The 20,278-nt window shown below is 45.4% G+C and carries 22 protein-coding genes; 5 read left to right on the forward strand and 17 right to left on the reverse strand.

Going from position 1 to position 20,278, the window contains the following annotated elements; all coding sequences use genetic code 11:
* Positions 1 to 5: 5 nt before the first annotated feature.
* The 14 genes from QUE61_RS08225 to QUE61_RS08290 form a co-directional block, all read right to left on the reverse strand.
* Positions 6 to 533 carry a pilin gene (locus tag QUE61_RS08225; RefSeq protein ID WP_286306747.1) on the reverse strand — a complete coding sequence of 176 codons (528 nt, stop codon included), beginning with the start codon at positions 531 to 533 and terminating at the stop codon, positions 6 to 8.
* 84 nt (positions 534 to 617) lie between these two features.
* A complete protein-coding gene (locus QUE61_RS08230; protein WP_286306748.1) occupies positions 618 to 1,322 on the reverse strand; it encodes a TerC family protein in 705 nt (234 codons plus the stop codon).
* Between the two features lie 25 nt (positions 1,323 to 1,347).
* Positions 1,348 to 2,241 (reverse strand): succinate--CoA ligase subunit alpha, encoded by an 894-nt coding sequence (sucD, locus tag QUE61_RS08235; protein WP_286306749.1) that lies wholly within the window; start codon positions 2,239 to 2,241, stop codon positions 1,348 to 1,350.
* A 27-nt stretch (positions 2,242 to 2,268) separates the two neighbouring features.
* Positions 2,269 to 3,435 (reverse strand): ADP-forming succinate--CoA ligase subunit beta, encoded by a 1,167-nt coding sequence (gene sucC / locus QUE61_RS08240; RefSeq protein ID WP_286306750.1) that lies wholly within the window; start codon positions 3,433 to 3,435, stop codon positions 2,269 to 2,271.
* A gap of 152 nt (positions 3,436 to 3,587) precedes the next feature.
* Positions 3,588 to 4,085: a recombination regulator RecX gene (gene recX / locus QUE61_RS08245; RefSeq protein WP_286306751.1), complete on the reverse strand. Its 498-nt coding sequence runs from the start codon at positions 4,083 to 4,085 to the stop codon at positions 3,588 to 3,590.
* Complete coding sequence (recA, locus tag QUE61_RS08250) at positions 4,085 to 5,179, reverse strand: recombinase RecA (protein WP_234409737.1); 1,095 nt, start codon at positions 5,177 to 5,179, stop codon at positions 4,085 to 4,087. Before recA ends, recX begins: the two co-directional genes overlap by 1 nt.
* Positions 5,180 to 5,366: 187 nt before the next feature.
* The gene (locus QUE61_RS08255) at positions 5,367 to 5,903 is read right to left on the reverse strand and encodes a DUF2878 domain-containing protein (protein WP_286306752.1); all 537 of its coding nucleotides are present in this window, start codon (positions 5,901 to 5,903) and stop codon (positions 5,367 to 5,369) included.
* A gap of 10 nt (positions 5,904 to 5,913) precedes the next feature.
* Complete coding sequence (locus tag QUE61_RS08260; RefSeq protein WP_458574712.1) at positions 5,914 to 6,471, reverse strand: DUF3833 domain-containing protein; 558 nt, start codon at positions 6,469 to 6,471, stop codon at positions 5,914 to 5,916.
* Positions 6,472 to 6,491: 20 nt separating this feature from the next.
* On the reverse strand, positions 6,492 to 7,061 hold the full coding sequence (locus QUE61_RS08265; protein WP_286306754.1) for a chalcone isomerase family protein: 570 nt from the start codon (positions 7,059 to 7,061) through the stop codon (positions 6,492 to 6,494).
* A gap of 109 nt (positions 7,062 to 7,170) precedes the next feature.
* Positions 7,171 to 9,315 (reverse strand): sodium:solute symporter family protein, encoded by a 2,145-nt coding sequence (locus tag QUE61_RS08270; protein WP_286306755.1) that lies wholly within the window; start codon positions 9,313 to 9,315, stop codon positions 7,171 to 7,173.
* A gap of 2 nt (positions 9,316 to 9,317) precedes the next feature.
* Entirely contained in the window at positions 9,318 to 9,581 is a 264-nt protein-coding gene (locus QUE61_RS08275) for a DUF4212 domain-containing protein (protein WP_286306756.1), read from the reverse strand.
* A gap of 60 nt (positions 9,582 to 9,641) precedes the next feature.
* A complete protein-coding gene (locus QUE61_RS08280; RefSeq protein WP_286306757.1) occupies positions 9,642 to 10,214 on the reverse strand; it encodes a tetratricopeptide repeat protein in 573 nt (190 codons plus the stop codon).
* A gap of 426 nt (positions 10,215 to 10,640) precedes the next feature.
* Entirely contained in the window at positions 10,641 to 11,288 is a 648-nt protein-coding gene (locus QUE61_RS08285) for a 3'-5' exonuclease (RefSeq protein WP_286306758.1), read from the reverse strand.
* Positions 11,278 to 13,185, reverse strand: a complete 1,908-nt coding sequence (locus QUE61_RS08290) for a DUF294 nucleotidyltransferase-like domain-containing protein (RefSeq protein WP_286306759.1) — start codon at positions 13,183 to 13,185, stop codon at positions 11,278 to 11,280. Before QUE61_RS08290 ends, QUE61_RS08285 begins: the two co-directional genes overlap by 11 nt.
* A gap of 127 nt (positions 13,186 to 13,312) precedes the next feature.
* Here QUE61_RS08290 and QUE61_RS08295 point away from each other — a divergent pair, with 127 nt between their 5' ends.
* Together QUE61_RS08295 and QUE61_RS08300 are read left to right on the forward strand one after the other, a co-directional pair.
* Positions 13,313 to 14,578, forward strand: coding sequence for a putative Na+/H+ antiporter (locus QUE61_RS08295; protein ID WP_286306760.1), 1,266 nt, complete (start codon positions 13,313 to 13,315; stop codon positions 14,576 to 14,578).
* 1 nt (position 14,579) lies between these two features.
* Positions 14,580 to 15,290, forward strand: coding sequence for a haloacid dehalogenase type II (locus tag QUE61_RS08300; RefSeq protein WP_286306761.1), 711 nt, complete (start codon positions 14,580 to 14,582; stop codon positions 15,288 to 15,290).
* Here QUE61_RS08300 and QUE61_RS08305 read toward each other — a convergent pair.
* Positions 15,268 to 15,513 (reverse strand): hypothetical protein, encoded by a 246-nt coding sequence (locus QUE61_RS08305; RefSeq protein ID WP_286306762.1) that lies wholly within the window; start codon positions 15,511 to 15,513, stop codon positions 15,268 to 15,270. The two genes, QUE61_RS08300 and QUE61_RS08305, sit on opposite strands and share 23 nt — an antisense overlap.
* A gap of 70 nt (positions 15,514 to 15,583) precedes the next feature.
* Here QUE61_RS08305 and QUE61_RS08310 point away from each other — a divergent pair, with 70 nt between their 5' ends.
* The 3 genes from QUE61_RS08310 to QUE61_RS08320 all read left to right on the forward strand — a co-directional run bounded on the left by QUE61_RS08310 (position 15,584) and on the right by QUE61_RS08320 (position 19,089).
* Complete coding sequence (locus QUE61_RS08310; protein WP_458574713.1) at positions 15,584 to 16,231, forward strand: VTT domain-containing protein; 648 nt, start codon at positions 15,584 to 15,586, stop codon at positions 16,229 to 16,231.
* Positions 16,232 to 16,333: 102 nt separating this feature from the next.
* Positions 16,334 to 17,845 (forward strand): glycosyltransferase, encoded by a 1,512-nt coding sequence (locus QUE61_RS08315; RefSeq protein ID WP_286306763.1) that lies wholly within the window; start codon positions 16,334 to 16,336, stop codon positions 17,843 to 17,845.
* Between the two features lie 74 nt (positions 17,846 to 17,919).
* Positions 17,920 to 19,089: an FAD-dependent oxidoreductase gene (locus QUE61_RS08320; RefSeq protein ID WP_286306764.1), complete on the forward strand. Its 1,170-nt coding sequence runs from the start codon at positions 17,920 to 17,922 to the stop codon at positions 19,087 to 19,089.
* On the opposite strand, the gene QUE61_RS08325 is transcribed toward QUE61_RS08320, so the two are convergent.
* Both QUE61_RS08325 and QUE61_RS08330 read right to left on the reverse strand, forming a co-directional pair.
* Positions 19,086 to 19,502 carry a carboxypeptidase regulatory-like domain-containing protein gene (locus QUE61_RS08325; RefSeq protein ID WP_286306765.1) on the reverse strand — a complete coding sequence of 139 codons (417 nt, stop codon included), beginning with the start codon at positions 19,500 to 19,502 and terminating at the stop codon, positions 19,086 to 19,088. The genes QUE61_RS08320 and QUE61_RS08325 overlap by 4 nt on opposite strands.
* Positions 19,503 to 19,516: 14 nt before the next feature.
* Complete coding sequence (locus QUE61_RS08330) at positions 19,517 to 20,206, reverse strand: DUF3313 domain-containing protein (RefSeq protein ID WP_286306766.1); 690 nt, start codon at positions 20,204 to 20,206, stop codon at positions 19,517 to 19,519.
* Between the last annotated feature and the right edge of the window lie 72 nt (positions 20,207 to 20,278).

The following is a 20,278-nucleotide window of genomic DNA, read 5'->3' on the forward strand; positions in this document are numbered from 1 at the left end:
AATTCTTAAGGTTTTGCCAAGCGGCATTCTGCAGGCAGAAGTTTTGCAGCTAAGGTAGTCTTGTCAGATCGACAAGACCAGCCACCTGACCAAGTTTGACTGATGCCGGATTGGGATAAATCGATACTTCTAGGGTTGCCGATATCAGGCTCGTTAGTTGGAATTAAATATAAGGTATTTTTTCCATTGGCGGCAACAGAACTCTGATAATCAATTGCGATAGTGCCATCAGGCAGAATCTCGATTTCTTTAACGCTTTGGGTGGGATTAAAAATAAACGCCTCTCTGGTTGACTGATCCATCAAATTTGGACCTTTCGTGGCATAACTTTCTGTAACGGCTAATTTAGCTGCCGATGCAAGATTCAATCCTTCTACCACTCTCCCACGCGCAATATAATCCTGGTATTGAGGAACTGCCACAGCCACTAAAATACCAACGATTGCAACCACAACCATCACTTCAATTAATGTAAACCCTGCTTGATCATTATGCTGTTCGTTCATCATCTTCCTCTCTAAAAGAGTAATCATCGCAGGATTTTTTTATAAAGCTCTATGCTCATCCGTAAGAAAAGCTGGTTTTTGATGCCAGCTTTTTAAGATAAGTGAAGCAGCTTATTCAGATTGATGACTGTTTTTTCTTTTAAGATATATTCCAAGCGCAATCACAATAGTAACGCCGATAATTTCAGCAAGCAATCGAATATCACCAAACATTGCTTGCAAACTTTCAGTGATGGCAGGATCATCCACAATCATGCCCCCTGCAAGCCATCCAAGTAGGCCCGCACCAAAGGTAATGATGATCGGAAAACGATCCATCAACTTTAAAAGCATACTGCTGCCAAAAATAATTAATGGTATGGATAAGGCTAGTCCGATGATCAACAAGAGCATCCTCGTTTCTTCTGGGCCACTCTGAGCAGCAGCGGCAACGGCAAGTACATTATCAAGACTCATTACCAGGTCGGCAATCAAAATAGTTCGAATTGCTGACCAAATACTAGACTCAGCCTTCATGTCCTCATCGCCATCACTATCTGCGAGCAATTGCACGCCGATATAAACCAATAAGATACCGCCTACTAATTTTAAGTACGGTAGAGTTAGCAATTTAACTGCGGTAATCGTTAATACAACGCGCATAATGATTGCAGCAGCACTCCCCCAAAAAATGGCTTTCTTTTGTTGATGGGGGGGCAAATTTCGTGATGCAAGTGCAATAACCACTGCATTGTCACCTGAGAGCAAAATATTGACGATCATGATTGATCCTAGGGCCGCCCAAAAACTTGCATCAGTGAATGCTGTGAAATCCATATGAAATCCTCTTTATAGTATTAAATTACAACATTCCTTTTAATAGGACGGCCATCTCAGAGGGGTTTTTGGTGACCTTAAAGCCACACTCTTCCATCACCGCTAATTTGGCATCCGCGGTATCGGCACCACCGGAAATCAACGCACCAGCATGACCCATACGCTTACCTGGAGGCGCTGTCACGCCCGCAATAAAGCCAACAACTGGCTTTTTCATATTGGTCTTGCACCAACGTGCTGCCTCAACCTCATCAGGACCACCAATTTCACCGATCATAATGACCGCATCTGTCTCGGGGTCTTCATTAAACAATTTCATTACATCGATGTGCTTTAAGCCATTGATGGGATCTCCACCAATGCCAACCGCACTTGACTGGCCAAGACCAATCGCAGATAACTGCCCCACGGCTTCATACGTCAGGGTACCGGAACGACTGACAACGCCAATCCGGCCTTTACGGTGAATATGACCGGGCATGATGCCGATCTTGATTTCCTCGGGAGTAATCAAACCGGGGCAATTAGGGCCTAACAACAAAGTCTTTTTGCCGCCCTTGGCTTCTTTTTGCAGCATCTTGTTGCGAACCTCAAGCATGTCGCGAACCGGAATTCCCTCGGTGATGCAAATGACTAAATCGAGATCTGCTTCAACAGCTTCCCAAATCGCTGCGGCAGCCCCTGGGGGTGGAACATAGATCACCGAGACAGTGGCACCGGTTTCTTTGGCTGCATCCTTAACCGTTCCGAAAATTGGAATCCCGAAAATTGACTCACCAGCTTTTTTGGGATTGACGCCAGCCACAAAACAATTCTTACCATTGGCGTATTCCTGGCACTTCTCCGTATGAAACTGACCGGTCTTACCGGTAATCCCCTGAGTGATAACGCGTGTGTTTTTATTAATCAAGATTGACATAGTGATTTCCTCAAATTAGATGGTCGCTTACTTGCCTTGAACGGCCGCCACAACTTTCGTTGCCGCTTCGGCCATGGAATCAGCACTGATGATGGGCAATCCCGAGTCGGCCAAGATTTTCTTGCCTAACTCTTCATTGGTACCCTTCATCCGAACCACCAAAGGAACAGATAAATTCACTGCCTTACACGCAGTTACTACGCCATCGGCAATCACATCGCAACGCATGATGCCACCAAAAATATTGACCAAAATCGCTTTCACGCTCTTGTTCTTGAGCATGATCTTGAAGGCTTCGGTCACTTTCTCTGCAGTTGCGCCACCGCCCACATCCAAAAAGTTGGCTGGCTGACCACCAAATAGTTTGATCGTATCCATCGTAGCCATTGCCAAACCTGCGCCATTGACCAAGCAACCAATATTGCCATCTAAGGAAATATAGGCAAGATCAAATTTAGATGCTTCAATTTCTGCAGCATCCTCTTCATCCACATCACGATAGGCCACGATTTCAGGATGGCGATACAGCGCATTTGAATCAAAATTAAATTTTGCATCGAGAGCCTTAATCTTGCCGTTGCCCTCCAAAATGAGTGGATTAATTTCCACCAGAGATGCGTCCGTATCCCAGTAGGTTTTGTAGAGATTCTTCAATACCTCACGCGCTTGGGCTTGCGAACCTTCCGGAACCCCAATACCTTTACTCAGCTGATCGCACTGCGCATCGGTTAAACCAGTTAAGGGATCAACAAATACTTTAATGATTTTCTCAGGAGTCTTTGCAGCTACCTCTTCGATATCCATGCCACCCTCGCTCGAGGCCATAACAACCACCTTCTGGGTGGCACGGTCGGTCAAAATTCCGAGGTAGTACTCTTTTTTAATGTCAGCGCCATCCTCGACTAAGAGGCGCCGCACTTTTTGTCCTTCGGGGCCAGTCTGATGGGTTTTTAGTTGCATGCCCAAGATTGCACTGGCGTATTGCTTGACCTCATCCATGCTCTTGGCTACTTTCACGCCACCACCTTTACCACGACCGCCCGCATGAATCTGCGCCTTCACCACCCAAACTGGTCCACCTAATTTTTTCGCTGCTTCGATGGCCTCATCAACACTAAACGCTGGAATACCATTGGGTACCGGTACATTAAATTGGCGCAGAATCTCCTTGCCTTGGTACTCATGAATTTTCATAGCAACTCCTGGAATGATTAAATTTCAACGCCAGCGTCAAAAGCTATTTTCCTTGATAGGGCCCTTGGGTCATTGACCCAAATCAAGGCAAAAAAGGCTTAATACGCCCTCAAAAGACCCATAAGTCTAACATTTTCACTGCACCAAATTAGCTATTTCGAGGGGGTCCGACCGCTAATCAGTCGGCCGACAAGCTCTGGATGAAAGCCTTTTGAAACCAAGAATCGGTACTGCTTGGCGCGCTCCTTTGGGTCGGAGGAAATTTCACCAAATTTACGAGCCCATAAGGCCTGAGCACGCTCAAATTCAGAGGAGCTAAGCTCATGACTCAGCTCTGAAATCATACCCGGCGCAATTCCAGCCCGCTGCAATTCATCGGCTACGCGGCGCAAACCGTAGCGCTGACTGCGCCGTCGCACGAGGGCCTGCGCATACCGTTCATCGGATAACCAGCCCTGAACCTCAAAGTCATTCAAAACCTGGTTAATTTGTTCTTCAAGGTCAGCAGGTGGATTCTCTTCTGCTTGACCGTATGAACGCAGTAACTTTTGGGCAAGTTCATGACGGCTGTATTCACGTCGGGATAAAAGACGCAAAGCCCGAGCTTTGAGACTCGGGCTTTGTTTAGAAGCATGATTCAATCCTGGCATTACGCGCTCGCGGATTCAATCTCCTCATCATCCAAGGTCTCGCTAATGAGGGTACCGCCGCTCTTTACGCCAAGCTTTTGTCGAATCTTAGCTTCGATCTCTTTTGCAATCTCAGGATTCTCTTTTAAGAACTCGCGCACATTATCTTTACCTTGGCCGATGCGATCGCCGTTATAGCTATACCAAGCACCTGACTTTTCAACAATCTCAGCCTCAACGCCCATATCGATAATTTCGCCTTCACGGGAGATGCCTGAACCATACATGATGTCAAAGATCGCTTCGCGGAATGGTGGCGAGACTTTATTCTTTACCACCTTCACACGGGTCTCGTTACCGATCACATCATCCCCCTTCTTGATGCTACCAATCCTACGAATATCAAGACGCATTGAGGCATAGAACTTGAGTGCATTACCGCCAGTCGTAGTTTCTGGCGAGCCAAACATCACACCAATCTTCATCCGAATTTGGTTAATGAATATCACCATGGAATTAGTACGCTTAATGGTGCCAGTTAACTTACGCAAGGCTTGGCTCATCAGTCGTGCCTGCAGGCCTGGCAATGAATCACCCATGTCGCCCTCAATCTCGGCCTTTGGAACTAAGGCTGCCACCGAATCAATCACGATTAAATCAATCGAGCCTGAACGCACCAACGCATCGGCAATTTCCAATGCCTGCTCACCGGTGTCGGGTTGAGAAATTAGTAGATTATTGACATCCACACCCAATTTAGCGGCGTACTGGACATCAAGCGCATGTTCGGCATCGATGAATGCGCACGTACCACCGAGCTTTTGCATTTCGGCCACAGCATGCAAAGTTAATGTCGTTTTACCGGAGGACTCTGGACCATAGATTTCAATCACACGGCCACGGGCGAGACCACCGACGCCTAGGGCGATATCGAGGCCCAATGAGCCACTCGACACCACTTGAATATCTTGATTAATTTCAGCATCGCCAAGACGCATGATCGAGCCTTTACCAAACTGCTTTTCAATTTGGGCCAAGGCAGCCGTTAGTGCTTTTTGCTTCTCGCCACTCATCCCTGCAAACTCTGATGAGGCTGATTTTTTCTTGTCGTCCATGGCCATCCTTTTCTAGATATCGGTTCGGTTTTACTTGCTTAATTGCTGAAATTCATACTGTACGGTTACTGTATATAAAAACAGTATTGTTTGCAAGTAGGCATTTCTGATTTATTTGCATGATTAGCTTGATGTTGAGTTAAGTAAGTACTTATTTACTTATAAAGTATTGATTTATATACAAATATTATTTTTCTTTGGCAAAATATAGAAATACTGGCATTGCAATCGCCCAAACCACCGCCAAGTAAATCAATGCAAAAACCCGATCCTCTGGGCTTGGCCAGTTGGCGGCGCCGAGGCGCACCCCCGCTTCGTAACATAGCGGTCCCGCAATAGCCCCCAAAATCGCAGCTAAACCGTTTTTACCTTGTAGCCAAGACATCGACTCTTTCAGGGTGGTAGCAAAGACCAGCCATAGCGCCCACATCCAGACCGGTGAAATGGCCGCGAATGGAACATCGGATTCAAACCGAATCCACCCGAGCTGAACCAAAATTGTGTCCGCAATCAGGCCATAAATGAAGACTTTGAGAAGCAACTCATGCTCGCTGCGTGCATTCTGATGCAACCAGAGATAAACCCCGATGCAAATGAGTGCAATCGTAATCGCCAAACTAAGTTGCTGATGTGCAGCGCCTAGGATGCAAGCAAACCAACCAATCTGGAATAAAACAAAATTCCAGATCTTGCGCCAAGTAGTCCTTGTAATTGCCAGATTCACACTAATTAATCTAGCGTTTATAGAAAGCTAAAGTGACTTCACCCAAATAAATTCCGAACTTACTCATTTCGGCTTTATTGAGCATGACCTTATCATCCATCAGGTACATCCAATCATTAAATTGCACATGGTAAATTTTCCCATCCACTGGCAAAGCCAAGGTGTAGCGCCAGTTGAGCGCATTACCCGCTAATTCACCCACTGCTTCACCAATCACGTCGCTGGCCGTGCCACTGTAACGGCCGGGGGCCACCTCGGTGAGCGTCCAAATCCGTTTTTGCTTGGTGCCATCCGAGTAAACAAAATCTTCGTCCAAGGTACCGACGCGCTTCCCATCTTTCATTTCCCATTTCGCTTTAATCAGAACCTTAAAGCGCTTAACGACTTCGCCACTTCGATCGGTAAAGATGCCATACGCATCAATTTCACCGTTAAAGTAAGTCGCTAAATCGAGCTTTGGCTGCTCCTTGCTATAGATTTGCACGCTTGGACTGGAGCACGACATTACCCCTATCGATAGGAGAGAAACCAAAAAAATGGTTGTTAGACGCTTGAGTCTAGTGAACATAGTGGGCACCAAAGGAAGAATTAAGGATTAGGGCAGTTTGCAGCAATTAAAGCGGGTGGACAACGACTGGCAATCAGTGCAGAACGTAACTTTGGCACACTAGTTCGTTCATCAAGCCAGATGCCAAAAAAGGCTTTCGCAAATGCGTCGCCAGGAACATCGCCAACGGGTTTGCCGTTGTGTAAAAACATAGTACCCCGATCGGGCAAGTGAATACCAATTAAGGTGTCCCCCGAAGCAATGTCAGGAAAAATTTTCTCAAGACTTTGCAACCAAATCATTCGCTGCTTTTCAGAAACGCCCAAGCGAGTCATTTCATCGATCGTGCGCTTAGCGAGATCAGCGCCCTTAAACGATCGAATGTAATGAATTTCCAAGGCAAACCCGTTTTGACCCTTGGGATCAGCTACGTAATAGCGAGCATCGTAGACATCAAAACCCCAAAATGTGAGTCTTCCCTGACCTTGCAGGCTGGCAGTCTCAATATAGCGATAAACCGGTGATTTTCCGCTAGTGGTACTCGCAAATAGCCAGCCTGGCCCCAAGAGGGTCAGCACCAGGCAAAAGATACGAATAGGAGTCCAATTCATGCCACTTAGCATAGAGGAGTTTTGTGACCCTTGCACAAACCCAATTTTTCACAAAGAGGAATAAAAAAACCCGCTCCGAGGAGCGGGTTTCTGACTCCAGCAAGCTAAATTAGTTTGCCTGTGTATTGAGCGTATCACCACGCAGCGTTGGGTAACGCACGTGATCGACTAACTCCTGAATATCTTTACGTGGAGCTGGGGTTACCAAGCTCACCAAGATAATCACTGCAAAGCCAAGGGGTACGCCAAAAATACCTGCAGAAATTGGCTGAATACCCCACCACAGCTCTACCGGCGAGGTGACGCCAAAGACTCCGCGTAACCAAGGCTGAGTAGTAGCCATGTAATAGAACGTGACACCTAGGCCCAAAATGATTCCAAGGCATGCGCCCGCCTTAGTCGCACGCTTCCAGAAAATACCCAGAGTTAAGGCTGGGAAGAACGCAGCAGCGGCAAAGGAGAATGCTGCACCGACTAAGAACAAAATATCAGCCGGTTTTTGGGAGGCTACGTAAGCAGCAGCCAAGGCCACAACTAATAGCAAGATCTTAGAAATCATCACGCGACGAGCGGTCGGAGCGTTAGGATCAATCATCTTGTAGTACAAGTCATGAGACAAAGCATTGGCAATCGTCAAGAGCAATCCATCAGCAGTTGACAGCGCTGCAGCTAAACCGCCCGCTGCCACCATGCCGGAGATTACGTAAGGTAAGCCACCAATAGCTGGGGTTGCCAGCACAATAATGTCTCCACCAATCTTCATCTCGCCAAGCTGCAAAATGCCATCTTTGTTCACATCTACCACTGACAATAATGCAGGATCAACCTTATTCCAAGCATCAATCCAAACTGGTAGGTTGGAGAATGGTGTCCCAACCACCGCAGTAAAGATTTCATATTTCACCAAGACTGCGAGAGCTGGAGCAGTGAAGTACAGCAAGAAGATGAAGAAAAGTGACCAGGTAACCGATTGACGTGCCTGCCTCACCGATGGTGTGGTGTAAAAACGCATCAGAATGTGTGGCAAGGCAGCTGTACCCACCATCAAGCAGAAGATCAGTGCTAAGAAGTTACGGCGCGATGTATCAAATGCAGCACGAGCTTTCTCATCTCCATTTGGATCGCCAGCAAACTGCGCAGCATGTCTGGGCATTCCATTCAACGGTCCGGCCAAACGATCGTTTGCTGCCTTTCCAGCTGTCCATGCTTTTTTGGCTGCTGCATCATCTTTTGGAACAGCAGCGAGAGCTTTTTCAGCAGCAGCAATATCAGCCGCAGGTGCATTTGCTGCTTTGAGATCAGCCACTTTCTTCTCAGCAGCTGCTTTATCGGCAGCCAATGCAGCAGGAACATCCTTCAGTTTCTCAGCGAGAGCATCAGCACGAGCCTTATAAATTGCTCGAACCTCAAGCTCCTTAGGATCCTTAATTAACTCAGACTCTTTGGCTGTGACTTTTTCAAGTTGGTAACCATAGACTAGCTGCGGTATGGGGAAGTTAGTTTGCTTCACTGATAACCAAACCACAGGAATCATGTAAGTAATAATCAAGATGATGTACTGAGCAACCTGTGTCCAAGTCACCGCACGCATACCACCTAAGAATGAGCAAACCAAAATACCGGCTAGACCCATGAAAATACCAATCTCAAAAGGTACACCAGCCAGACGGGTTGTAATTAGTCCTACACCGTAAATTTGAGCTACTACATAGGTAAAGGAACACAAAATGGCAGCAAAAATTCCTAAAAAGCGAGGTAGATTACCATCATAGCGCGCGCCCAAGAAATCAGGGATCGTAAATTGACCAAACTTACGTAAGTAGGGCGCAAGGAACAATGCCACTAAGCAATATCCACCGGTCCAACCCATGATGAACGCAAGACCACCATAGCCTGTGAGGTACAGAGTACCAGCCATACCGATAAACGACGCCGCCGACATCCAGTCTGCGCCAGTTGCCATACCGTTATAAACAGCTGGCACGCGTCGACCAGCGACATAGTATTCTGCAGCATCATTGGTACGACTCATTACACCAATGCCCGCATACAGCAAAACGGTTGCGCCTAAAAAGAGATATCCAACCCACTCTCTCGTCAGGCCCATTTGCTCCAAAATTGCGACGATTACGCAGAAAGCAACAAAACCGCCAGCGTACCAAGCGTAGACTTTATTGAGTTGTTTCTTAAAAGCGGCACTACTTCCACCGCCACCAAAAACACTTCCGCCTGTATCAGGTGTCATTCCGGCCATGATTAGTCTTCCTCCACTTCAGCGCAATCATATTCATGATCGAGATTATTCATGTAATGTGCATAGTAGCCAATGATCGCAACATAAATGACCAATGCGCCCTGCGCTCCTACCCAAAAACTAAATGGCCACCCAAAAAAATTAAAGTCGAGTGAACGTGCGTTATAGCCAACAACATAAGTCACTACGAACCATATGAATAGCAGGATAGCTGTTATTCGTAGGTTCTTAGACCAATATTGTTTGTGCGATTCTGTTAATTGCATAACAGTTTCTCCTTAGGTTATCAAAAACATCTTTAAACTTCAAACAACTACTTCATTAGGCTAAGCAGTCAAACCAGTCTCCCGTTCCAACTGCTTAGCAAATTTCGGTTCAAATTCTTTTAAATGCTTGATGATTTTTACTGCTTCTTCGGGCTCTTGGCGATCCACGTAAACCCTTGCTAATTGATACCATCCATAGGGGCTCATGGGTTGAAGCTGGGTATTTTTCTTCAAAGCTTTGATGGCTTCATCAAAACGATGTTGCTGAATTAGGGTAAGTCCTAATCCATACCAGGCAAGATCCATGGATTCGTCAAGGGCTAAGGCCTTGCGAAAACTAAATTCGGCATCTTCAATTTGACCGACTTCCTCTTGCAAATAAGCAAGGTTGTACCAAGAATAGGCGGGAGCATCAGATCGCTGTACTACTTTTTTGTACATTTCAATTGCACCAAACTTGTCTCCATCTTGAGTCTTCAAGTAAGCCAAACTAGAGAGTACGTAAGGATCGTTCGGATACTGGGATAACATCTCCTCAAACGTATCGATTGCCTTACGCTTTAAGCCCAACACAAGAAAAGAGGCCGCATAAAAACGAAGCAAATACCAACGAAAATCACGTTTCACTGACATAACTGGACGCCTATGCTTACACAATGCTCAATCTTTGCTAATGTCACCGCTATGTACAGAACTCCAATAATGCAAAAAGCTACAAAAGGAATTTGATGATCTGCAATTTGCTTTGGGGCTACAAAACGAGCCATCGCTGTCCATGGCTTATTGATAATCTGAAAAAGTTGATAAAACAGATTTGAATCACGTTTTTGGCCAGAAAGAACAAATAGCAATCCTTGCCCAATTAAGGCAAGGCCACCAATGTAAAGAAGTAGTTGAGCAATGTTCAGAAATAACAGCACGAAAACCTTATAAAACTTAGTCAAAAACAAGAATGGATTATGGTTGGGGTACCCAAACACCCAAATTGGTGCTTACCCTAATTTGCGCAAACTAGAGTTCTTGTTACTTAGGGTTAACTCTATGTATGTCAACTTTTCTTTACGACCTAGGAATCCAAGTGCCATTCTTCGCAAGGGCTTTCAGTTCTGTTAGGTTATCAGCCTCTCGCTTAATCGAATTCCAGAGACATAAAAGTAATTCACATGTGGCAAGTGTGTCCGCCGCAGCCTGATGGCGAACGCTGCATTCAATACCAAAAAACTGCAACCAGTCATCTAAGGCTCGTGCTTTCGGATGAATGCCTGATACCGCAGCCAACGGTTCAATATCAATCCAATCATTTATCAGCGGTGATAAACCAAATCGCTTGTAGGCGCGGGTTATCATGCCCTCATCAAACGGAGCATGAAATGCAAGCAAGGGGGAGCTTCCCACCCATTGTCGAAACTCCTCCAATACTTCAACCGGTGGTCTTCCAGCTGTTTGTGCGCCTACGCCAATATGGTGAACCAAAATATTGTCTTTATTGGACGCTAAATCTTGTTTTAAGACTGCTTCAAAACTATCCCCAATCACAATCGTGGGCTTTGTGAAGCCCGGTCCAACCTGAATTGCAATAGCCGCGATCGCAAGCAAGCGATCACGACTGGGATCCAAACCCGTCGTCTCAACATCCAACACCACCCAACGACTGGGTTCAATTCTGGATTGGCCAATTCCAAAACGGGCTAATAGATTAGCGAACATAATCGAGTTCGAGTCGTTGCTGTAGATTACGGACCTCGGAGAGAGACTCCCGTAAAATTGTTTTATCGACTGCATTCAATTTGTCAACATCGACCGCGTTGGGATTGCCACCAATCGCATGACCATCAATTTGTGCAGCAAGCCGTAAGGTCTGTAAATACTCAAACGCAGCAATCCATGCAAGGCTTTCGGCCTCATCCAGATTTAATGCACGGCCAATCGCCGCTAATCGCTCGCGTGTATTCACAGCACTAATACCATTGGCTAGCGAATAAATACGGGCACAATCAACTACGATTGCGGTGCCTTGCATCTTGATATCGATGATTTGCTTACCATCCAGGTCTTTGGTTTCTAAACTACCAAACCAATTGAATGGCACTTTCCATTGCAATGAGTTTTCAACTAATAATTTGATAAATCGTGGCGTACCCTCGGCACGCCTCATAACGTAGTCGCGTAATGGCTCTAGCAAAGACTCATTCCCAGCAAGCGCCCTAAAGTCAAAAAAGATACTGGCATTAAGAAGATCCTGAGGATTACCCTGCTCAATCCAGCGTGCAAAACGCTCCAGCCACTCGTGTTGACTAATGCAAAGTTCTGGATTACTCGCCATGATATTTCCCTTGCACAAGGGGTAGCCGCATGCGTCAAGCGCTTGATTGACATCCTTCGCAAAAGATAAATAGTGGCCCTTATGAGAACCTTCACTGTCCATAAAAATCAATGCATTGTCTTGATCAGTGGCAATCGTTTGCTCACTGCGCCCCTCAGAGCCCAGTGAGATCCAGGCAAAACTCTCTAAATTCAAATGATGCCGTTTAGCAAAGATAGCAATAAGTTGTGCGGTCAGCACATCATTCAAATGACTAATGAGAGCAGTTAATTGTCTTGCCTGCACTCCCTGACCCAAAAGATTACGAGCAAATTTACGAATATTGCTTGCACATTCTTTTAAGGTGTCTACATCCTCAGCCGACCGAATCGCGCTGCTAATGTTATTAAGCGATAAACGTTGTAAAGAGAATAAATCGCGTTCAGAAATGATTCCGACCAGTTCCTTGCCCCGTAACACTGGTAAATGGCGAATGTGATAACGCGACATCGTAAGACCAGCAGTCTCCGCGGTATCGTCAATCGACAAAGTTTTAACGGATCGCGACATGACCTGTTCAATAGGCGTGTTTAGAGGAACTTGAGCGAGGGTTACGCGACTTAAGACATCGTATCGGGTCAAGATACCAACAATACCCCCGTCTTCGTCGACCACCAAAACGGAGCCTACCTTTTTGTCATGAATCAACTGCAACGCATCTTGCAACAAAGTATTTGGACGAACAGAGATTGGCTTCTTTAAAGGAAGATCCCGTAATGGACTCTCGAGGGATTGCTCGGTTAATGCTTGAGATGCAAAACTATTACGCAAAGCCGTTCTTGATTCCTCGAGAAGCTTCAAGATGCGGTTATTTAAGAAGTCGCTGAAAGACTTGGAACGCTTAGCAAGCTCATGCATGCGCTCTAATGGCAAGGCTAAACAAAAACAATCATCGATAGCAAAGTACTTCACCGTGCTTGGAAGCCCTGCGTAACAGGCACTCACTGCCAGCAGATCACCAGGATCTAACTCAAATCCAGTTTCTTCAAAGCCAGGTATCAAACGCCGACCGGATACCCGTCCTTGCCGTATTAAATACAAGGCTTTCGGAACGCCATCAGCAGGTGAAAGAATAACTTCTTGTGGAGCAAAGTACGATTCCACTGAGTAGCGAAGAAAAAAATCAACGTCTTCCTCTGCCATTTGTGAAAAAGGCAAAATACGCATCAACTGCTGACGCAAATTTTGTACTAGGCTATACGAAATCGAAGGCTTTTTTGAACGATTACCAGATTCCATCATCTCGATTCCTCGATGTAAATCAACGATAAAGAGTTATTTCATTATGATGACTATAGATTTCGATATCAATACAATGATGGTATTGCGGATATTACTGATTGTTTTAGTCAACTACTAGGAAACAACTATGTCGACGGCGCCAACCCTAATCAATATTGTTAGTACAGCAATTTTTGCTTTGGCAGTCATCCACACCTTCTCAACAAAATTTTTTGAGCATCTTGCACATAAGCAACCGAATCATGCGGGGGTTTGGCATTTGTTGGGCGAAGTGGAGGCAGTCTTTGGTTTTTGGGCCATGGTACTGGTCACTTTCTTTTTCTTCTATAGCGGCAATCAGGCAACCATTCAATACTTAGAGAGTTTGAACTTTACCGAGCCTTTGTTTGTCTTTGTGATCATGGTAATTGCTGCCAGTAAACCGGTCTTGGAATTTTGCTTGTTTCTAGTAACGCACGTTGCGGCACTAATCCCAATCAAAAAATCAGTTTCTTTCTTTTGGGTCACCCTGTCTCTCGTTCCTCTCTTGGGCTCTTTTATTACTGAACCAGCAGCCATGACGGTTGCTGCTTTATTACTGAGGGATCACTATTTCTCTAAGAAGATATCCCCAAAATTAATGTATGCCGCATTAGGGGTTTTATTTGTCAATATTTCGATTGGCGGCACCTTAACTCCCTATGCCGCCCCTCCAATCTTGATGGTTGCTGCCAAATGGAATTGGGATATTGTTTTTATGCTTCACGAATTTGGATGGCGTTCTTCTCTAGCCGTTGCTGTCAATTCAACGATTGTTTGCCTCCTGTTTTATCGTCAGCTAGAACAAATCGAGACTAATCCCACCGGCAAGGGGGTTGATCAGATTCCGTTTAGCGTCATTCTGATCCATCTTCTCTTTTTACTGGGTGTGGTTGTCTTTGTACACCATTCAGTTATTTTCATGGGTCTTTTCCTCTTCTTTATTGGCTACACCACAGCGTACGCGCGCTATCAAAACAAACTTATTTTCAGAGAGAGTTTGATGGTGGCGTTTTTCTTGGCAGGCCTCGTGGTTCTTGGGGGGCAGCAAAAATGGTGGTTACAGCCCCTGCTAGCTAATTTAGATGCTGATACGGTCTACTACGGCGCAACCGCTCTCACGGCCATTACGGATAATGCAGCCCTGACCTATCTTGGATCATTGGTAGATGGTTTATCCGATGAGTTTAAATATGCCTTGGTAGCTGGCGCAGTTACAGGCGGCGGCTTAACCGTGATCGCAAACGCGCCCAATCCTGCTGGGTACTCCATTTTGCGACCCAGTTTTGAAGATGGCGCAATTAGTGCTCTCTACCTCTTTGTTGCAGCACTACCGCCAACCCTCGTTGCGATTATTGCCTTCCGCTTTATTTAAGATGCGATATCAGCTAATTGCGTTTGATGCCTATGGAACCTTATTTGATGTGTATTCCATCGGCATACTTGCTGAAAAGCTATTTCCTGGTCAAGGTAAAGCGCTTTCACTGCTGTGGCGCGATAAACAACTTGAATATACGCGCCTCATTTCATTGGCAGACCCCAATCCGTTAGGTAGTCAACATTACCAATCCTTTTGGGATCTGACAATTGCAGCCTTGCATTTTTCTTGTGCCCAATTAAAACTTGACCTGAGCCCAGAGAACGAATCAGCTCTTCTTAAGCAATACGCTCAACTTGATTCCTTTCCAGAGTCTGCTGCGGTTCTTGAAAAGATAAAAACAACGGGTATTAAAACGTGCATTCTCTCAAACGGTAATCCTCAAATGCTGTCTTGGGCAAACCAGTCAAGCGGCTTGGATCAATTCCTTGACCGAGTGATATCGATTGAAGAGGCCCGTCAATTCAAAATTACACCCAGTAGTTACCAACTGGTTCTGAATCATTACCCAATCCCAAAAGATCAAATCTTATTTGTGTCGTGCAATGCCTGGGACATCATTGGCGCCAATTGGTTTGGCTTCGATACCTATTGGGTCAATCGCTACCAATTGCCGTTTGAGAAGATTGGCCATGCGCCTACTTATATTGGCTTCGATCTTGATGGTCTGATACCGTACCTTGGTTCTACTCCATTAGCATCGCAATAAATTCATAAATTAAGTAGCCCGCCCCAATTGCGAGTGTGGTGTACACAAAAGCCTGGACAAAGGAATTCCCCAGGGCACCAAGGCGTTCGAGCAAAAAGGCTAAAAATGTGTAATCGGGGTTGGGATCATTTCGCCAATCACGATAAGCAACCCCAAACTGATAAACGTTAAAAATCAACCAAAGCGCGAGAGCGACTTGGATGGCGATGACAATATATTGCATGCCGACATTCTAGAGCTTTTTAAGCTACTACCAATATCATTACAATCCCAGCAATACTTAAAGGCTGATCTTGGACTTTTCCTACCTCATCGATTTATTTCTCAATCTAGATAAAAACCTTGCGCTGATTGCCAGTGAGTGGGGTACCTGGATTTATGTTCTCCTTTTTGCAATTATTTTCATCGAGACTGGTTTGGTGGTCATGCCATTCCTCCCCGGTGACTCCCTATTATTTGTTGCTGGAGCACTGACCGCTGCAGGTGATTTGAGTTTGCCGGTACTCATGATCTTACTCACCAGTGCCGCTATTTTGGGCGATGCGGTCAATTACTCGGTTGGTCGGTTTGTGGGTCATAAAGTCTTCTCGTGGGAAAACTCTCGTTGGTTTAATAAGAAAGCGTTCAATGAAGCGCATGCCTTTTATGAAAAATATGGACCCATCACGATCGTGATCGGTCGCTTCCTACCGTTTGTCAGAACGTTTGCACCTTTTGTAGCAGGTGTTGCTCAGATGCGCTACCCCGTATTTATCTTCTATAACATCATTGGGGGCATCATTTGGGTCTGTGGCTTAACGGGACTAGGTTATTTGATTGGCGAGCATCCGTGGGTGAAGAGTAATTTTTCGATCGTGGCACTAGCGATGATCATTATTCCTGGCTTACCCGCTCTATGGATTTTTCTAAAAGAGCTCTTTAAGAAATTTAAATCTAAGTAAATTCATTTACTTAGCAATACATTCTGGATTTTAATCCGCGGTCAAGCGTAATTGACAACAGATGTCGGTATACTGTCTTTCCAAAAATCAGCAGGAGAAAATATGTTTATTTTCTTAACGCGACTATGGAGACAATTCAAGCACTACCTTCGCGTTCAAAGCGAACGTCTGTTTCCAGCAAAACTGAGCCAGTCTGACCATAAGAAAGAGTCGAGCAAACCCAATACATTTTCATTGAGTGTCATTATTCCTGCACTCAATGAAGAGAGACAAATTTCTTCAGTCATTACTTTTGCTCTTAAAGATAAGTTAACCAAAGAGGTCATTGTGGTTGACGATAGCTCCATTGATCAAACTGCTGAACTAGCGAAGCGGTCTGGAGCCCAAGTGATTCGTAGTTCCATGCTAGGTAAAGGTGCATCAATGCATGATGGCCTGATGCTTGCCCAGCATGAATACATTCTTTATCTTGATGGTGACTTAAAAGATCTGAATGACAATCTAATTTCTGCAATGCTCGAACCGCTGCAAAAAGATCGGGCCGATTTTGTAAAAGCCAAGTTCGGTAGGGGTGGGGGGCGGGTCACCGAGCTAACAGCAAAACCCATGTTAAAAGTTTTCTTTCCAGAACTTGCCCACATTAACCAACCGCTCGGTGGCATTATTGCTGCTAAGGCAAGTCTACTAAAGAACTTGCACTTTGAAAATGGCTACGGAGTTGACATTGGCCTTCTATTGGGAGCCTTTCAGAAAGGGGCGCGTATCACGGAGGTGGATATTGGATCCCTAGAGCATGAGAGTCAGCCGTTACATGATTTAACGTATATGGCCAATGAAGTTGCTAGGGTCATTCATTACTATTCAAAAGAGGCTGGGCGTCTACATGTCGAGCAAATTAGTGAAATGTATGAAATACAACGGCAAGCATCGGCTTCCTTTGATTTCATCATCTCGCGTCAAAAAAATCGTGACAAGGTGCTACTTCTGGATATGGATGGCACGATTACTCCCAATCGCTTTGTCGTAGATTTGGCAAAATTTACTAACACCCTTGAAACCCTTAATGCTTTGTTGGATAACCCCCGAGATGATTCGGAGACGCGCAGTCAAAAAATAGCGGAGATTTTCAAGTTCACGCACCGTAATCAATTTGAAAAAGTGGCGATGGGATTACCCATTCGTCAGGGGGTCATTGAATTAGTCAATGAAATGAAACGTCAAGGATTCATGGTGGGGATTGTTTCTGATAGCTATTTCATTGCCGCTGAAATTATGAGGCGCCGCATCTTTGCTGACTTTGCAATCGCCCATGTCCTCCACTTCCAAAACGACATTTGTACTGGCCAATTACGCATCAACTCCGATTTTCTTCCAGATTCCAGTGGTGACCGATCCCTGGCATGCAAGAGTCATGTGGCCAATCGTTTCCTAACCAAGAAATCCAAGCCTAGTTTTAAAGAGGTTTGGGCTATTGGTGACAATCTCAACGATCTAAATATGTTGAAGTTGGTTGATAGAGCTTTTGTGATTGATCCCAAATCACCACAGCTAACTCAGATCAAAGGTATTACGACCATTCAATCATTTCAGGAATTACTTCACAGTAATGTATGACTAGCTTTTGATGGCCATGCAGTTGTGATTCACAATACTTTTTTCTAACAGAACATAAGAAAAGTCTAGATCGTATGATAAAACCCATCATTATTATTGGTAGTGGCCTAGCAGCCTACACGCTGATTCGTGAGTATCGCAAGATCAATGCGGAGCACCCCATCACTCTAGTGACCCAAGAGGCTGGTGATTTTTATTCGAAGCCGATGTTATCCACTGCGATCGCTAGTCAAAAATCTGCCGAGCAACTCGTCACGAGCTCGGCAGCCAAAATGGCCGAGCAATTGAATCTTGTTATTCATACCCATGCAACGGTTAAGCAGATTGATCCGGCGCATCAAAAAATTTCTGTAGCGCTTAAGGATGGTCAATTAGTTGATATTGGCTATAGCCAATTAGTCCTTACGCTTGGTGCTGATCAGATCCGCGTTCCGATCGATGGGGACGCTAGTGAAGCCATTTTGTCGGTCAATGATTTATATGAATATGCAGAATTTCGCAAAAGGCTCGATGGCAAGAAAAAAGTTGTGATTCTTGGCGCAGGATTAATTGGCTGTGAGTTTGCGAACGATTTAGCAGTGGGTGGTTATCAGGTCGAATTAGTTGATCTTGCGGATCAGGCTTTGAGTCGTCTATTACCTAAGCTGATCGCGCAAGCGTTAGAACAAAAATTATCTGATCTTAATGTTATTTGGCATTTAGGAACTAGTATTCAATCGGTATCTCACGATGGTGATCAACTTCAAGTCATGTTGACGAATGGTCAAATAATCCATGCAGACTTAGTGTTATCAGCTTTAGGACTGGTCCCCAGGATTCAATTAGCTAAAGAAGCGGGAATTCTTGTTCATCGTGGAATTGTTGTGAATCGTCAGCTAGAAACTAGCATCCAGAATATCTATAGCTTGGGTGATTGCGCAGAAGTTGAGGGGCAGGTTCTTCCTTACGTGATGCCAATCATGCAAGCTGCGCGTACCTTGGCAATGGTTTTGGCCAGACAAGACGCATCCTTAGTCTATCCAGCAATGCCGGTGATGATCAAAACGCCTGCATTACCTTTAATCGTTTCCCCTCCTCCGATAGGAAGTTCTGGCTCATGGTCGATCAACGAGTTAGAGAATGGAATGGAGGGGCTCTTTCATAACGATCAATCTGAGCTTATCGGCTTTGCCCTAGCGGGATCAGCCACGAGTCAGCGGGCCACCCTCACTAAACTCCTTCCCCCAATTTTAGGGGCGACTTAAGGACGCCAGAATAAGGTTAGCTTTTGTGAGTCACCTTCTTTGAGGACCACACTGCGCTTCAGTAATTTACCTTGATAACTTGCTTCAATGGTGTATTGCCCTGGTAGGGCATTGAGAAGCATTAAGGGCCCATCGCATACGGTCTCTAAGATGGTTTGTTGTTTCGAGTTGAGCACACGGATATTAATACCCGCAATCCAAACGCCGCGCCCACTACCATCTATCTCCGACATTTCGATGAGTAGTGACCACTTTTTGGCAGCGGCAAACATTGCGCTTGACTCATCACTGCCAATACCGCCTGTGATGAAGGTCGCATCCCCTTGCGTCTTACTGGGTGGTAGTTGAGCAAGGCTTGCACCGGATAGAAATCCGGTGCAAACAATCAAACATTGAATGATGAAAGGACGCATCAATGATCTCCCGACTACTTCATTGCAGAGCCAGGCAATGGTTTTAAGGGTGACTCCATTGCAAACACGACGATACGCCGCGTCATATCCTGAAAGGCACCAACTGAGCTTGAGCCGAGACGGAATGGCTCACCCTGCACTGCAACCATACCGCCTGCAATAAATTCTTTGGTTTGGCTATCGGTCACTCGATTTTCAACCACCAAAGCAGGCGTTTTTGAATTATTCCCCGTTGCAAATGCAGCTGCATTTGCAGCCAATCCAATCGGGGTAAAGTTCCAAGGCTTAAGACCATCGGCAGATAACTCAGCGCCAGTGATACCAACGGCTACGCGCGCTACCCCCGGTCCAGGCTTATCCACTAACTTAATATCGGAGCGTCTTTGTACAGCTTGACGCATCGCCTCTTCTAAAATTTTCTTGGTTTGCGCAATCACCTCAGGAGTAATCTCTTTGGTGTAGTCGGTTTGATTTAAGTAAACCGGATCAATCATCACGGCGGTATAACTCGAAGCTTGAATACCTGGCTTGATATAGCGCCAAGCACGTATATCTTTAGGTGTATTACCAACCACCTGTAGCACGTTGTAGTTTGGCAAAAATCCAGACTCGGGCATACGCTCGGTCATTACCTTTGGGCCACCGCCACATGCAGTCAATCCTAGAAGGACTGCGCTTACACCCATTGCTAATTTAATCTTCATATTCTTTCCTAAGAGGTTGATTACGAACGCAGTGAATTCAAGCACTTGCATTTGATGCTTGAGGATAAAGCA

The organism is Polynucleobacter sp. HIN5, assembly GCF_030297555.1.
In the GTDB taxonomy this organism is placed as follows: domain Bacteria; phylum Pseudomonadota; class Gammaproteobacteria; order Burkholderiales; family Burkholderiaceae; genus Polynucleobacter.